Below are 14,262 nucleotides of genomic sequence, written 5' to 3'. Positions count from 1 at the left end.
GCTTCTTGGCGGTGGCCTGCTCGTAGTCACCGAATCCGAGCTGCTTGCTGCCCATCATCCCAGTGCGTACCAGCGATTGCAGAGGTATTTTCGCGCGGATGGCGCGGGTTTTCCAGAGCCTCCTTAATTCCAGTTCCGCGAGAATATTGAGCCCAACCGATCTTCTTAGCCATATTTTTCCCGTGTCGGCTTGTGGGTAATTATTCTTTTGTGGCTGAGTTCTTATGGGCTACACTATGTCTTGTTCTGCGCTCTAGCTTGTTCCACTATGGTGATGATTCAGGGCCTGACTGTTCAGGCAGATGCTAGTAATCGATTGAAGATCTCCCCATCCGCCCGCTTTGAGGGATCACGTATCATGATCTCTGGGCATGGCTGCAATGTGTCTGTTGGTAGTGCGCGAATCTATAGAGGCTTGTTGATTCACTTGGACGGAAACCATAAGCATGTTGAAATCGGGGATACCGATGATCATATCATTAATCTTAAAGTGCTGTCCCAGCGAGGTGAGGGGCAGTCTGCAGTTATCGGCACGGGTTTGCGTTGTAACGGGATGGAGATTCAAATGACAGACGGTAATGCTGCATTCAGAATGGGAAATGACTGCATGGCATCCTGGGGTGTTAAGATTAGAACATCTGATGGCCACGCCATTATTGATATCGCATCTGGCAAGGCAATCAATATTCCGCAGGATGTTGTGATCGGCGATCGTGTCTGGCTCTGTGAAGATATTAAGATACTCAAAGGTGTTCTGATTCCTTCTGATACTATTATCGCCAGTGGTTCAGTCATCGCTAGGCCATTTGGCCCCGAAGATTCGTGTTCTGTAATTGGTGGTTGCCCTGGACGCGTGCTTAAGCGGGGAGTTCGCTGGGATAAGAGATCTCCGTCTGAAATTAACGCTCTTGTTTGAGATCGCATCCGGTTGAAGTTTTGATCAGGCCGCCAGGCCGATTTCCTCCAGGAGCCGGCGCTGCTCGCGGGCAGGCACGAAGCGATGGGCGGCCATGGCGCCGCTCACCGCCGCCGGCGGCACGCCGATGCCTGGGAAGGTGCCGGCTCCGCAGAGCACCAGCCCTTCGATCGGGGTGCCGCCGCCGGGGAAGGGTCCGGCATCGGCGTGCCAGGCGGGGCCATAGCTGCCCTGGGGAATGCGCAGGTAGTGCTGGTGGGTGAGGGGCGTGCCCTGCAGCTCCAGCACCACCCGTTCGCGCCAGTCGGGGATGAGGGGGGCGAGCACGCGGTGGAACAGGCTGCAGCGCTCGGCCTTGAGGGCGGTGTAGGCCGGGCTGCCCCGCTCCAGATCCTTCCACAGCTCCCAGGGTTCGTTGGCCGGGGTGTAGCCGTGCAGCACCTGGTGGCCGGGAGGGGCCAGGGAGGGATCGAGCAGCGAGGGCATCGACAGCACGGCCATGTTGCGCTCGGCGTCGATGCCGCGCTGCCAGTCGCCCACCCACACGTGGTGGATGGGCAGGTGCTGGAGGTCGTCGCCGCGCAGGGCCAGGTGCCAGTGCAGGAAGCTGCGGCAGGCCGGGGTGTCGGCCTGGCGGCGGCGCCAGCGGGCCGGGATGGACCCTTCCGCCAGCAGCTCCGGCAGGCTCCAGGGACTCACGTTGGCGATCACGCCGCGGCGGGCGCCGATGCGCTGGCCATCGGCGAGGCGCACCCCGCAGGCCCGGTTTCCGTTCACCAGCACCTCCGCCACCGGGCTGCCGGTGCGCAGGGCGCCGCCGTGGCGCTCCAGGGCCCGCACCAGGGCGGCCACCACCGCGGGGCTGCCGCCGATCGGGTAATCGAGGCAGGCGCCGGGCTCGAACCACTCCCCGAACAGGGTGGCCATGGCGGCGGCGCTGGTGTGATCCATCGGCAGCCCGGAGATCAGGAAGCAGAGCAGATCCACCCAGTGCAGGAGGAAGGGATCGCTCAGGCGCCGCCGGGCCATCGGCCCGAAGGCCCCGCCCAGGGCCGCCAGGCGGCCGGCCTGACCCAGCAGCCCCAACCCCTGGCGGCCGAGGGTGGCGGCCAGGCCCAGCCCGGGCCGCAGGGCCAGCAGCGGCAGGGCCCGGGCGGCCTGGCAACTGGGCTGCAGCCAGGCCATGAACGCCGTCCATTCCTCAGCGGCGGCGGCGCCGCGCAGTTCCCGCACCAGGGCCAGGAACGGCTCCAGCCCCACCCCCACCCGCAGCTGGCCCTCGGGCAGCAACAGGCCCCAGTCGTTATACGTGGCCACCGGCACGCTCTCGCCCACCGCCCGCAGCACCTGGGCGAGGGGATTGCTGCTCGGCCAGCTCCCCAGCCCCGACCACAGCGAGGGGCCCGATTCGAACTGAAAGCCCCGCCGCTCGAAGCCATGGGCGGCACCTCCGGGCTGGTCGTGGGCCTCCAGCACGAGCACTTCGAGTCCATGGCGGGCCGCCATGGCTGCGGCGCAGAGGCCTCCCAGGCCGCTGCCCACCACCAGCAGATCCGGATCCGAGGCGCCGCGAGACGGCGTGGGGGTCATGGGAGCGGGCGGCAGCGATCGCTGCAGAGCTCATCGAGGCTCGGCCGCCCGGTGAGCCGCAGGCGCCAGCGGGCCCAGAGCCCGTAGGCGGCGTTGGCCAGCTGGCGCACCCCGGGCCAGTTGGTGGGGGCATAGAGCCAGCCCAGGCCGATCAGGCCGTAGGCGCGGCGGAACACGGCCACATCGCGCAGCACCTCACCGTCGGCAGCGATCGCCTGGATCCGGCCCATGGCGGCGCGGTAATCGATGCCGGCGTGGGCCGAGGGGTCGTAGGCCGGATCGTTGATGTCCACGAAGGCCAGCCGGGGTGCCCCCGGGTGGCGGCGCTGATCCCGTTGGCCCAGGAAGCGCACTTCGCGCAGGCAGAGGGGACAGGCGCCGTCGTAGAGGATGCGCAGCTGGGTCGCAGCGGGCTGGCTGGGTGGCGGAGCAATGGCCGCCGCCGACACGCCACACCGCGTGGTCCCGTCATTGGCTGGCTGCTGCATGGTCTGGGCCTTATCGCTCCGGGACATCCTTGTGGGGAGACCTATTTCTTGCGGCAGTAGCGCCCGCCCACGTTCATCCAGCCCACCGGGCAGGCCTGGCCGTTGGTGGGCTGCACGGTGTAGTTCATCAGGCCCAGGGTGCTGCACTTGCCGTTGAACATGTCCACATAGCCCAGGGGGCAGATGTTGCCGATTTTGGGAACCACCCGCTGGGCCTGGGCCGGGGGCGCCGCCAAAGCCAGCAGGCCGGCACCGGCGAGGCCCAGCGCCAAGCTGCGCTGGAGGCTGCGGTGGAGTTTGCGGGTGATGGAGGCCATGGCCGTACCGACCAACTGATTCGATGCTAGGCAGCGCCCTCCAGCATGGTCCCAGGTGCTGACCGGCAGGCAGATCTGGTGCAGCCTGGAGGCGGCCGGCGTTGCCTTGAAGGGAGGCTGAACCAGATGCTGAACCAGTGCCTGCGGCAGGTGGAGGTGACCACCGCCGCCGAGGGCTTCACCGACCTCACGGCCGGGCTCAACCGGGAGATCGCCGCCAGCGGGATGGATCTGGGCGTGGCCACGCTCGTGTGCCAGCACACCAGTTGCTCCCTCACGATCAACGAAAATGCCGATCCGCGGGTGCTGCACGACCTGGCGGCCTACCTGCGTGCCCTGGTGCCGGCTGAGGGCTTCCGCTCCCTCAGCGGCGAGGGGGCACGGCGTGCCTATGCCCACGCCGATGAGGGCCCCGACGACATGCCTGCTCACATCCGCACCGCCCTCACCGCCACCTCCCTGCAGCTCAGTTTCCAGCGGGGACGGCTGGTGCTCGGCATCTGGCAGGCCGTGTATCTGTGGGAGCATCGCGGCCGCAGCCACCGCCGCCGGCTGAGCCTGCATCTGATCGGCGCCTGAACGATTGGGCCTCGCCTGAGCTCAGCCGCGGGCGGCCTAGCTTGCGGGTGCCGGTGTTCGCGCCCATGCCCTCGCCCTTGCCGCTTGCCCATGTGGCTGCCCTGCTCTGCGCTGCGGCGGTGGGCCTGCCCCTGCAGGCTGCTGAAACGCCTGCCGAAGCCCCGATGCGTGGCGTGGTGGAGCTGATCTCCCCGATTTCGCCGGTGGATGCCTGCAACCGGGCCCAGGGACAGCGTCCCAACGGTGCCGTGGTAACCGCCATGCACCACGAGCGCGTCGGTGAGCCGGGTGAGCGCCTGTTCAACTGCCGCGTGAGCTGGAGCACTGCCGAAGACGCCCAACCCACCCGCCGGCCGATCCTGTTCGGTCCCACCCCCTGAGGTCAGCCACCTGTCGGTCAGCCGCCGCGTCGGATACGCCACCATGCCGTCACCGCGTTTTCCCCGCCGATGGCTGCCACCCCGCTCACGCCCGAGCAGATCAATGCCCTGCCTTCGACCCTGCCGGCCTGGAGCCTGGAGGCGGGCAAGCTGCACCGGGACCTCAGCTTCGCCGATTTCACCGAGGCCTTCGGGTTTATGGCCAAGGTGGCCCTGGCGGCCGAGACCCTGGGCCACCACCCGGAATGGAGCAACGTGTGGAACCGGGTGACGATCGATCTCACCACCCACGACACCGGCGGCCTCTCCAACCTGGATGTGCAGCTGGCCCAGCGCATCGACGAGCTGGCCGGCTGATCCAGCTCCCCGGCTGAAGCCTCAGTTCAGCCCCACCAGCTCCTCGCTGATCGCCCACAGCGCTGCGGCCAACCCGTCGTCGCGGGCCTCGACGCTCGGCTCCACCGCCTCGAAGCGACGCCGGCCCGGCCCCAGCACCCGGTTGCTCCAGTAGTGGAAGCCTCCGCTGGCATGGGCCGGATCGGCGGCCAGGGCCGCCAGCAGCGCTCCGGCCTGCTCCACGCTTTCGGTGAGGCGCAGCAGGTCGCGGGCCACCAGGGCGAAGAGCCGCTGGCCGATTTCGTTGTGGCGGCGGCTGTAACGGAAGAAGCCCCCATCCGTGCGAGGGATCACCAGGCCGGGGCTCCAGGCGATCACGGGCCAGGTCCGCCCCTGCTCAAGCCCCAGCTCCCGCAGCTGCTGTTGCAGCCGGCGGGCGAACAGCAGGTTGCAGAGCTTGCTGTCCTTGTAGGCCTTGTCGGCATCGAAGGGCGACACCCCATCCACCATCGTGAAGCCAGCTCCCTGCCGCAGGCCGCCGAGATCGCCCAGGCCGGCCGGCTTGCCCACGCGGCCACCGGCGCTGGCCGGATCGTGCACCTCCGAGGCCGTGACCACCACCCGTGGCTCCCGGCCGGCCTGGAGCAGGGGCAGCAGGCGCTGGGCCAGCAGCTGGTGGGCCAGGTGGTTCACGGCGATGGTGAGCTCGTAGCCCTGGGCCGAGCGCCGCGGTTCGGGGGCGCCGGTGTATTGCAGGCCGGCGTTCAGCACCAGGGTGTCGATCGGCTCGCCGCGGCGCAGCAGCTCCTCGGCGCAGCGGTTCACGCTCTCCAGATCGGCCAGGTCGCACACCAGCACCTGCGGTTCGGGGCCGGTGCCGGCCTCGGCTGCGCCGGCCTCGGTGGCGATGCGGCGGGCGGTGCTGGCGGCCCGCACGCCATCGCGGCAGGGCAGGGTGAGCCGGTGGCCGGCGCGCAGTAGCCGCACGGCCGCCTGGAAGCCGATGCCCGAGCTGGCACCGGTGATCAGGATGTGGCGGGATGCGCTCATCAGCCCAGGGCCCCCCAGAGCACGGTGGCCGCCCCGAGCAGCATCAGGGCCGCGGCCAGCAGCCGACGCCCCGACTCGGCCTCGCCCAGGGCCAGCACGCCGGCGCCGCTGCCCATCAGCGTGCTGAGCCGTTTGATCGCGATCACGTGCACCACGGCGGTCTGGCGGATCGCCTCCATCTGCAGCACCGTACCGGCTGCGGCGGCCAGGGCCGCCAGCGCCAGGGCCAGCACCAGGGCCGCCCCGATCCGCCCAGCCCGCCGCTGTGGCGCCGGCCCCGGCTGCCGCAGCGACAGGCCCAGCAGGCTGGTGCCGATGCTCAGCTGCAGGGCCAGCACCCAGGCCAGGCTGCCACCGGCGTTCACTCCCAGCTTGTCGACGCTGGCGCCGATCCCCCAGAGCAGGGCCACCAGCAGCATCGCGCGGCAGCCGGGACTGGCCCACAGGCGCCCGAGGCCGCCGCCCGCCAGGCCAGGGCGGCCGGTGGGATGGCCGAGCAGCAGGGCCCCCAGCACCAGCAGCGCCACCCCCAGCACCGCCAGCGGGCCGGGCCGCTCCCCGAGCACCCACCAGCCGGCGAGCAGCAGGGCCACGGGCGAGAGATTGATCAGCGGCAGCACCAGGCTCAGGTCTTCCTGGGCGATGGCCCGGCCATAGCACCAGAAGGCCAGAGCATTGAGGCTGCCCCCCAGCAGCAGCGCGGCGGTGAAGGCGGGTGCGTCGATGGCCTGCGGCTGGCTGAGCAGCAGGGGCAGCAGCAGCAGCCCCGCCAGGGCGCTGCTCAGGCCGATCACCCGCAGGGTGCTCCAGCCCGAGTGGCGCAGCACGGTGCGCAGGCAGAGATCGCGCAGGGTTTCGCCGAGGGCCGTGCCCAGCGCCAGCCACAGCCACGGCACCCCACTCAGCATCGGCGCAGCGCGTCGGTCCACTGCGGGGCATGGTGGCGCGAGCCGATCTGCCGACGCACCCGTGCCGGCCGGCGGAGGGCCTGCCACGATGCCCAACAGTTGGTGAGCTGAGCCATGAGCGCCATGTCATCCGCCGCCTCCACCGCCTCCTCCACGGTCTCCTCCACCGCCAGCGCAGCGGTCCCGAGCATCGGCGGCGTGCCGCTCACCCCCAAGCCGCTGGAGCCGCTGGGCCCGCCCCGGTTCGACACGCCGGAGCAGGAGCGGCGCCACCGCCAGGAGCATCTGGTGGCGGCCCTGCGGATCTTCGGTCGCTTCGGGTTCGGGGAAGGGGTGGCCGGCCACATCACCGTGCGCGATCCGGAATTTCCCGATCACTTCTGGGTGAATCCCTTCGCCCGCTCGTTCCGGCGGCTGAGGGTGAGTGATCTGCTGCTGGTGAACCACGCCGGTGAGGTGGTGATCGGCCACTGGCCGGTGAACCGGGCCGCCTTCGTGCTGCACGCGGCGCTGCACGCCGCCCGGCCGGAGGTGCAGGCCGCCGCCCACGCCCATTCGCCCCACGGCAAGGCCTTCGCCAGCCTGGGGCGGCTGCTGGATCCGATCACCCAGGACAGCTGCATGTTCTTCGACGACCACGTGCTGGTGCGGGAGGACGGCGGCAAGGTGGTGCTGGAGGAGGAGGCCGGCCGCCGCTTCGCCGACGCCTTCAGCCGCGGCAAGGCGGCGATCCACCAGAACCACGGCCTGTTCACGGTGGGGCACACGGTGGATGAGGCGGCCTACTGGTTCATCGCCATGGAACGCAGCTGCCAGTGCCAGCTGCTCGCTGAAGCGGCCGGCACGCCCCAGCTGATCCGACGCGAGTGGGCCGAGTACACCCGCGAGCGTACGGGCACACCCCTGGCGGGCTGGCTCAACTTCCAGACCCTCTACGAACACGTGATCGTCACCGACCCCGATCTGTTCGCCTGAGCGCCGCCGGCGTTCACTGGCCGGCGGGAATCTCCAGCTCCAGCAGCCAGCGCTGCCACGCCTCCAGGCCCGTGGCCGGCTCCAGCCACTGCCGGCGCAGGTCCAGCCAGCTGCTGCGGGCGGCATCGGCCTGGCGGCGCCAGCGGGCGGAGAGTTCGGGCAGCTGGCGGCTGAAGCGGCCCTTGAGCTGCCGTTTCAGCAGGCTGCGCCAGATCACCAGGTCCTGCAGCTGGCCCAGGCTGTCCTGGGTGCCCTTGAGCAGCAGCAGCCGGTCGCGCAGATCCGGCTCCAGGGCCTCCAGCAGCTCCAGCTGGTAGCGGAAGCGCTTGAAGGCCTTGCGCAGCTCATGCTGCTCGCGTTCCTGGGGGCTGCCGGGCCGGGGGCGATCGCCATGGCCCCAGCCCGGATGCAACCGCAGCACGGCCAGCTGGCGGATCAGGCTGGCCCGCAGCAGGGGCAGGGCCGTGCGGTGGAGCGCGCTCGGGGAACCGGCCCCATTGGGGTGCGGAGACTGATCCGGCAGAGGAGCGGCGAGCAGCAGGTCCGGCAGGGTGTCCAGGCGTTTGCTGAGCTGGCGGCGGCCCTGGGCGCGGCTCGTCTCCAGCCGCTCGATCAGGCGTTTCAGCCGCTTGCGCTCCCGGCCCGCCAGGGAGCGGCGTTGCTCGTGGAGGGCCTCCAGCAGCACGTCGAGGTCGCGAACCCCGCCGGCGGCGCTGGCCAGCCGCTGCAGACAACGGGCCGAGGGGCCATGCCAGTGGCGGGGAAAGGCCTCGGCCATCGAGCGCAGCCGCCGCAGGCCGGTGCGTAGCTGGTGCACATGGTCGCGGTCGGCCGCCCGGGCGTCAGGGCCGCTGCCCTGGGGTGGCCGGCGCAGCACCCGGATGCGCTCGCGAAGGCCCTGCTGAAGGTGGGCGCGGCGCCACTCCAGCAGCTGCTCCAGGCCGGTGTCGGCGGCCTGGGCTGGATCGGCCACCAGGTGTGGCTGTGGCGCTGGGCCGATGCCGGTCACACCAGCACCGGCAGCTTGGCCGGGTCGGTCTGCTGGAAGCGCAGGCGCCGCGCCTCCCCTTCGCTCTCCACGTCCACCGTGATCGTGTGGTCGGGGGTGAAGGTGCCGGCCAGGATGCCCTTGGCGATCGGCGTTTCCAGCTCGCGCTGGATGGCGCGCTTGAGCGGCCGGGCGCCATACACCGGGTCGTAGCCCACGCCGGCCAGCCAGTCGAGGGCGTGGGCGTTGAGGGCCAGGGCCAGCTTCTTGTCCTCCAGGCGGCGGGCCAGACGCTGCACCTGCAGCTCCACGATCTCGCGCAGTTCCTCCTGCCGGAGGCTGTGGAAGATGATCGTTTCATCCAGCCGGTTGAGGAACTCGGGGCGGAAGTGGCCGCGCAGGGCCTCGTTCACCCGCTTCTCCATCTCGCCGTGGCGGGCCGGATCGCCGGCCAGATCGAGGATCGAGGCGCTGCCGATGTTGCTGGTGAGGATCAGCACGGTATTGGTGAAGTCCACCGTGCGGCCCTGGCCATCGGTGACGCGGCCGTCATCAAGGATCTGCAGCATCACGTTGAACACATCGGGGTGGGCCTTCTCCACCTCGTCGAACAGGATCACCGCGTAGGGCCGGCGCCGCACCGCCTCGGTGAGCTGGCCGCCCTCCTCGTAGCCCACGTAGCCCGGAGGCGCACCGATCAGGCGGCTCACGGCGTGCTTCTCCATGTATTCGCTCATGTCGATGCGCACCATGGCCTCGTCGCTGTCAAACAGCTGGGCGGCCAGGGCCTTGGAGAGCTCGGTTTTGCCCACGCCGGTGGGGCCAAGGAAGAGGAAACTGGCGATCGGCCGGTTGGGATCGCTCAGGCCGGCGCGGGAGCGCTGGATGGCGTCGGCCACCGCCGTCACGGCCTGGCTCTGGCCGATCACCCGGGTGTGCAGTTCGTCTTCGAGCTGGAGCAGTTTCTCCATCTCGCTCTGCACCAGCCGGGCCACCGGGATGCCGGTCCACTTGGCGATCACCTCGGCGATGTCGTCCTCGGTGACCTCCTCGCGCAGCAGCGTCTTCTCGCTGCCACCGCCTCCTTCTGCCGCGCCACGGCTCAGCTCGGCCTCCTTGGCGGCCAGCTGCTTGTGGAGGGTGGCCAGGGTGCCGTATTCGAGTTCGGCGGCCTTGTTGAGGTCGTAGTTGCGCTTGGCCTGCTCCACCTGCAGCTGCACCTGCTCGATCTCCTCCTTGATGGCGCTGAGCTCGTCGATCGAGCCCTTCTCCGCCTGCCACTGGGCGTTGAGGGCGCTCTGCTGCTCGCGCAGCTCGGCTAGTTCCTTCTCCAGCCGCTCGAGGCGATCCTTGCTGGCGGCGTCGGATTCCCGGCCCAGGGAGAGCTTCTCCATCTCCAGCTGCAGGATGCGGCGGTCGAGTTCGTCGATCTCCTCGGGCTTGGAGGTGATCTCCATCTTCAGCCGGGCGGCCGATTCATCCACCAGGTCGATGGCCTTGTCGGGCAGGAAGCGATCGGCGATGTAGCGGCTGCTCAGCACCGCCGCCGCCACCAGGGCGTTGTCGGCGATGCGCACGCCGTGGTGCACCTCGTAACGCTCCTTGAGGCCGCGCAGGATCGAAATCGTGTCTTCCACCGTGGGCTGATCCACGAACACCTGCTGGAAACGGCGCTCCAGGGCCGGATCCTTCTCGATGTGCTGGCGGTGCTCATCGAGGGTGGTGGCGCCGATGCAGCGCAGCTCGCCGCGGGCCAGCATCGGCTTCAGCAGGTTGCTGGCATCCATGGCGCCGCCGGTGGCGCCGGCCCCCACCACCGTGTGGATCTCATCGATGAACAGCACGATCTGGCCTTCGCTCTCGGTGACCTCCTTGAGCACGGCCTTGAGGCGCTCCTCGAATTCACCGCGATACTTGGCGCCCGCGATCAGGGCGCCCATGTCGAGCGACACCAGCTGGCGGTTCTGCAGTGCCTGGGGCACATCACCGTTCACGATCCGCTGGGCCAGGCCCTCCACGATCGCCGTCTTGCCCACGCCGGGCTCGCCGATCAGCACCGGGTTGTTCTTGGTGCGGCGGCTGAGGATCTGGATCGTGCGGCGGATCTCCTCATCCCGGCCGATCACCGGATCGAGCTTGCCGTCGCGGGCGGCGGCGGTGAGATCACGGCCGTATTTCTCCAGCGACTCGTAGGTGCCCTCGGGATTCTGGTCGGTGACCTTCTGGGATCCCCGCACCGCCTCCACGGCCTGGCGCAGCTTGCCCGCATCGCTGCCCACCTGGGAGAGCAGCTGGCGGCCGCAGCGCTGATCCTCGGCCAGCGCCAGCAGCAGGTGCTCGATGGCGATGAAGCTGTCGCCGAAGCTGCCCTTGAGGTCGGCGGCCTTGTCGAGCACGGCGTTCAGGCCCTTGCCCAGATACACGTTCTCGGGTGGGCTGCTGAGGCTCGCCTGGCCGGCGATGAAGCTGTCGAGCGACTGCGCCAGGGCGGCCACGTCCACGCCGGCCTTCTCCAGGATCCGGCCGGCCAGCCCCTGCTGGGCCAGCAGGGCGGCGAACAGGTGCTCGCTCTCCATCTGCTGCTGACGCTTCTGCTGCGCCAGCTGCTGGGCGGCCACAACGGCACCCCAGGCTTTCTCGGTGAACTGTTCGGCGGTGGGATGCATGCAGAAACCTCCCGGCGGGCGGCGGTTGTGATGGGTTGACTCCAACCTATGGATCCGCTCCGGTGCTGGCATCCCGGCAGCCCGAACCTCGGTGTACGGCGCTCCACCCCGCAGGTGAGAGCACCGTCCCGCCGGCGCCGGTGAACCGACCCAACGGCCAGGAGCTCCGGCCATGATGGGCGCCCCCAACCACGGCTCTGGAGCGCGCGCCCATGGATCCAGCCCCCTCATCGCCCGAGCTCGTGCAGGAGCTGGCCCTGGCCTCGCTGGAGTTTGATGCCACCGGCGCTGATCCGGAGCGCAACTGCTGGATGGCCGTGCACCGCCACGTGCACGGGGTGTTGCCGAGCGAGTACGACATCCGCGAGGTGCCGGAAGATCTCTACCTGGCCGTTCTGGACGCCCGCTGGGCCCTGGCCTGATCTGCAGCCCCTGATCTGCAAGCATGAAAAAACCCCGGCCCTGGCCGGGGTTTGCTGAGGCCTTCACTGTGATCAGGCCCAGCCCGAGATCAGGCCCAGCCCTTGGCGGCCATGTCTTCCACGTAGGCGGCCACGTCGGCGATGTCGGCATCGCTGAGCTTGCCGCCGAAGGCGGGCATGGCGTTCTTGCCGTTGGTCACCTGGTAGGCGATGGCGGTCTCATGGTCGATGGAGTAGTCGGCCAGGTAGGCCTGCAGGGCGTCTTGCTTGAGGGTGCGCTCGGCGTTCACCACGTTGCCGCCGCCCATGTGGCAGGCGGCGCAGTTGGCCGAGAAGAGCTGGCCACCGTGGGCCACGTCGGCGGCGTAGCTGGGAGCGGCACCCAGCACGAACGCCAGGCACAGAGCGATCAGGGAAAGGAGTCGGCGCATGGAAAGGGCGCTTGGAAACGATTTCATCGCAATGAACGTAAACGCTGGCTGGGGCCTGGTGCTCGCCGATGCTCAGCTTCGAAACAATTGCCACAGGCGCGACCCCAGGCCCCGGCGGCGCGCCAGGCTGGCGTCCTCGAACACCGCCTCCAGCGTGGGGGCGTGGCTCACCAGGCCGAAGCGCTCCGGCGGGCTCACGGGCTCGTGCAGGAAGTGCCGCTGGCGGATCGAGAAGCGGTCCCAGGGGGTGATCTCGAGCCGCAGCAGGCGGATCAGGGCCTCCACCAGCCAGGGGCGGATCTCCAGAGCGAAGGGCGGCAGCCAGCCCCCGCGCCAGCGCGTCAGCCGGCGCACCGTGTCGTTCACGGTCACAGCCGGCTGGCCCAGCACCAGCCGCCGCACCCCACCCTGCCCCGGCTCGGGATTGGCACCCTGATGCTGGCTGAGCAGGTGCGCGCACACCCGGGCGATGTCGGCGGCGTGGATGAAGTGGAAGCTGGCGTCCACCCGCAGCCACTTCGCCAGCCACAGCCAGCCGCAGGCCTGCTTCAGGCCGGCGGTGAGGTAGCTGGTGGGAAAGGGGCCGCCGCCATCCACCCGGCCACCGAACACCAGGGTGGGGAAGAGGGCCACGATCCGCTCGGCTAGGGGATGGTGCTCCAGCTGCTGCAGGCAGAGCGCCTTGGTCTGGATGTATTCGGTGCCCTCGCTGAGGGCCTCGGGGAGCAGGCGCAGATCCCGGTCGAGGATCGAGGCGGTGGAGAAGTAGAGCACCTGCTCCAGCCACTCGGGGCTGGTGAAGGCCAGCAGCTGCTTCACCGCCTCCACGTTCACGGCCATGGCCCGTGCCGGATCTCCCCAGGCGGTGGCGGTGTGCACCATCCGGGTGGCCGTGGCGATGGCGCCGGCATGGGGGGTGAGATCGCGCAGATCGCCCACCAGCAGGGTGATGCGCGGATGCCCGGCCGGCACGGCGCTGAGCTTGGCGGGATCGCGCAGCAGCAGCAGCAGCTCGGCGTCGCTCTCGCGCAGGAGCAGCTCAGTGATGTGCTGGCCAACGCACCCCGAGGCCCCGGTGATCAGAATCCGCTGCGGCCGGGCTGGGACGGGGATGCTGTGGCCGGGTCCGCCGGCAACTGTCAAACGGTGGCCCCCAGCAGCTCGTTCACCGCCTTGCCGGTTTCGAAGAACACGCGGGCGTTCTCCTCCGGCGTGCCGGGCAGGATGCCGTGGCCGAGGTTGAGGATGTGGCGGCGGCCGCGGGCCTTGCGCACCGTGTCGAGGATGCGCGCCCGGATCGCCTCGGGGGTGCCGAACAGCAGGCCCGGATCCACGTTGCCCTGCACACCGAGGTTCTCGGGCAGGCGGGCGCAGCCATCGGCCATGTCCACGGTCCAGTCGAGCGAGATGAAATCGACGCCGGTGCTGGCCATCCGCTCCAGGACCCCGGCGCTGCCGGAGATGTAGAGGATCAGGGGGGTGTCGGGATGGGTGGCCTTCACCTGATCGATCAACCGCTTCTGGTAAGGCGCGGCGAACACGTCGTAGTCGATCGGGCTGAGCTGGCCGGCCCAGGAGTCGAACAGCTGCACCACCTGGGCGCCTGAATCGATCTGGTAGCGCACATAGGTGGCGATTGAATCGGCAAGCTGGCCCAGCAGCTGGTGCAGCAGCGCCGGCTCCCGGAAGGCCATCGCCTTGATCACCGAATAGGTCTTGGAGCTCTTGCCCTCCACCGCGTAGGCGGCCAGGGTCCAGGGTGCGCCCACGAACCCGAGCACGGCGGCCTCGTTGCCCACGTCGGCCCGCAGTCGGCCCAGCACCTCGCCCACGAACGGCAGCGCCGCGGCCGGATCGAGGGGCCGCAGGGCATCCACCTGCTCCTGGCTGCGGATGGCCGGCTCGATAATCGGGCCCTTGCTCTCGATGATGTCGAAGTCGATCCCCATGCCCGGCAGCGGCGTGAGGATGTCGGAGAACAGGATCACGCCATCGGGCTGGAACGCCCGGAACGGCTGCATGGAGATCTCATAGGAGAGATCAGGGTTCTCCGAGCGCTCGCGGAAGCCGGGGTGGCGGTCGCGCAGGTCGCGATACACCTTCATGTAGCGCCCGGCCTGGCGCATCATCCACACCGGCGGCCGCTCCACCTGCTCGCCTCGGGCGGCGCGCAGCAGCAGGGGAGCGGTTTCGGCCATGGCGCAGGCGGGGAGAGG

At 69.4% G+C, this 14,262-nt stretch carries 16 protein-coding genes; 6 read left to right on the top strand and 10 right to left on the bottom strand.

The features are described 5' to 3' along the window. The first annotated feature begins 274 nt into the window (after positions 1–274). On the top strand, positions 275–916 hold the full coding sequence (locus tag KBY96_RS13020) for a hypothetical protein (RefSeq protein ID WP_254979889.1): 642 nt from the start codon (positions 275–277) through the stop codon (positions 914–916). 24 nt (positions 917–940) lie between these two features. Here KBY96_RS13020 and KBY96_RS13015 read toward each other — a convergent pair whose 3' ends face one another. The 3 genes from KBY96_RS13015 to KBY96_RS13005 are packed head-to-tail and all read right to left on the bottom strand — an operon-like array spanning position 941 to position 3,311. Beyond that, positions 941–2,506, bottom strand: coding sequence for an NAD(P)/FAD-dependent oxidoreductase (locus tag KBY96_RS13015; RefSeq protein ID WP_254979888.1), 1,566 nt, complete (start codon positions 2,504–2,506; stop codon positions 941–943). Then, a complete protein-coding gene (locus tag KBY96_RS13010; RefSeq protein WP_254979887.1) occupies positions 2,503–3,021 on the bottom strand; it encodes a thiol-disulfide oxidoreductase DCC family protein in 519 nt (172 codons plus the stop codon). The genes KBY96_RS13015 and KBY96_RS13010 overlap by 4 nt, the downstream gene beginning before the upstream one ends. A gap of 14 nt (positions 3,022–3,035) precedes the next feature. Continuing rightward, positions 3,036–3,311: a hypothetical protein gene (locus tag KBY96_RS13005; RefSeq protein ID WP_254979886.1), complete on the bottom strand. Its 276-nt coding sequence runs from the start codon at positions 3,309–3,311 to the stop codon at positions 3,036–3,038. Positions 3,312–3,437: 126 nt separating this feature from the next. Between KBY96_RS13005 and KBY96_RS13000 the strand changes: the two genes are divergently transcribed. From KBY96_RS13000 to KBY96_RS12990, 3 genes are all read left to right on the top strand, one after another. After that, entirely contained in the window at positions 3,438–3,890 is a 453-nt protein-coding gene (locus KBY96_RS13000; protein ID WP_254979885.1) for a secondary thiamine-phosphate synthase enzyme YjbQ, read from the top strand. Positions 3,891–3,955: 65 nt separating this feature from the next. Further along, positions 3,956–4,270, top strand: a complete 315-nt coding sequence (locus tag KBY96_RS12995; protein ID WP_254979882.1) for a hypothetical protein — start codon at positions 3,956–3,958, stop codon at positions 4,268–4,270. 69 nt (positions 4,271–4,339) lie between these two features. After that, positions 4,340–4,627 (top strand): 4a-hydroxytetrahydrobiopterin dehydratase, encoded by a 288-nt coding sequence (locus KBY96_RS12990; protein WP_254979881.1) that lies wholly within the window; start codon positions 4,340–4,342, stop codon positions 4,625–4,627. Between the two features lie 21 nt (positions 4,628–4,648). On the opposite strand, the gene KBY96_RS12985 is transcribed toward KBY96_RS12990, so the two are convergent. Together KBY96_RS12985 and KBY96_RS12980 are read right to left on the bottom strand one after the other, a co-directional pair. Then, a complete protein-coding gene (locus KBY96_RS12985) occupies positions 4,649–5,656 on the bottom strand; it encodes an SDR family NAD(P)-dependent oxidoreductase (protein ID WP_254979880.1) in 1,008 nt (335 codons plus the stop codon). Beyond that, positions 5,656–6,564, bottom strand: coding sequence for an EamA family transporter (locus tag KBY96_RS12980; RefSeq protein WP_254979879.1), 909 nt, complete (start codon positions 6,562–6,564; stop codon positions 5,656–5,658). Before KBY96_RS12980 ends, KBY96_RS12985 begins: the two co-directional genes overlap by 1 nt. Positions 6,565–6,687: 123 nt before the next feature. Here KBY96_RS12980 and KBY96_RS12975 point away from each other — a divergent pair, with 123 nt between their 5' ends. Continuing rightward, positions 6,688–7,539, top strand: a complete 852-nt coding sequence (locus tag KBY96_RS12975) for a class II aldolase/adducin family protein (RefSeq protein ID WP_254979878.1) — start codon at positions 6,688–6,690, stop codon at positions 7,537–7,539. Between the two features lie 13 nt (positions 7,540–7,552). Here KBY96_RS12975 and KBY96_RS12970 read toward each other — a convergent pair whose 3' ends face one another. Then, on the bottom strand, positions 7,553–8,512 hold the full coding sequence (locus KBY96_RS12970; RefSeq protein ID WP_254979877.1) for a CHAD domain-containing protein: 960 nt from the start codon (positions 8,510–8,512) through the stop codon (positions 7,553–7,555). Positions 8,513–8,544: 32 nt separating this feature from the next. Further along, complete coding sequence (gene clpB / locus KBY96_RS12965; protein ID WP_254979876.1) at positions 8,545–11,193, bottom strand: ATP-dependent chaperone ClpB; 2,649 nt, start codon at positions 11,191–11,193, stop codon at positions 8,545–8,547. A gap of 212 nt (positions 11,194–11,405) precedes the next feature. Here clpB and KBY96_RS12960 point away from each other — a divergent pair, with 212 nt between their 5' ends. Next, entirely contained in the window at positions 11,406–11,615 is a 210-nt protein-coding gene (locus KBY96_RS12960) for a hypothetical protein (protein ID WP_254979875.1), read from the top strand. A gap of 89 nt (positions 11,616–11,704) precedes the next feature. Here the strand turns inward: KBY96_RS12960 and KBY96_RS12955 are convergent, their stop codons facing one another. The 3 genes from KBY96_RS12955 to hemE all read right to left on the bottom strand — a co-directional run bounded on the left by KBY96_RS12955 (position 11,705) and on the right by hemE (position 14,244). After that, on the bottom strand, positions 11,705–12,046 hold the full coding sequence (locus tag KBY96_RS12955) for a c-type cytochrome (protein WP_254979874.1): 342 nt from the start codon (positions 12,044–12,046) through the stop codon (positions 11,705–11,707). Positions 12,047–12,118: 72 nt separating this feature from the next. Continuing rightward, positions 12,119–13,189: an NAD(P)-dependent oxidoreductase gene (locus KBY96_RS12950; RefSeq protein ID WP_254979873.1), complete on the bottom strand. Its 1,071-nt coding sequence runs from the start codon at positions 13,187–13,189 to the stop codon at positions 12,119–12,121. Further along, a complete protein-coding gene (gene hemE, locus KBY96_RS12945) occupies positions 13,186–14,244 on the bottom strand; it encodes a uroporphyrinogen decarboxylase (RefSeq protein ID WP_254979872.1) in 1,059 nt (352 codons plus the stop codon). Before hemE ends, KBY96_RS12950 begins: the two co-directional genes overlap by 4 nt. Positions 14,245–14,262: the final 18 nt, after the last annotated feature.

It is taken from the genome of Cyanobium sp. ATX 6A2, from assembly GCF_024346355.1.
Taxonomy (GTDB): Bacteria; Cyanobacteriota; Cyanobacteriia; order PCC-6307; family Cyanobiaceae; genus NIES-981.
Note: the sequence above shows the minus strand (reverse complement) of the source record. Positions and strands in the feature narration are given on the sequence as shown.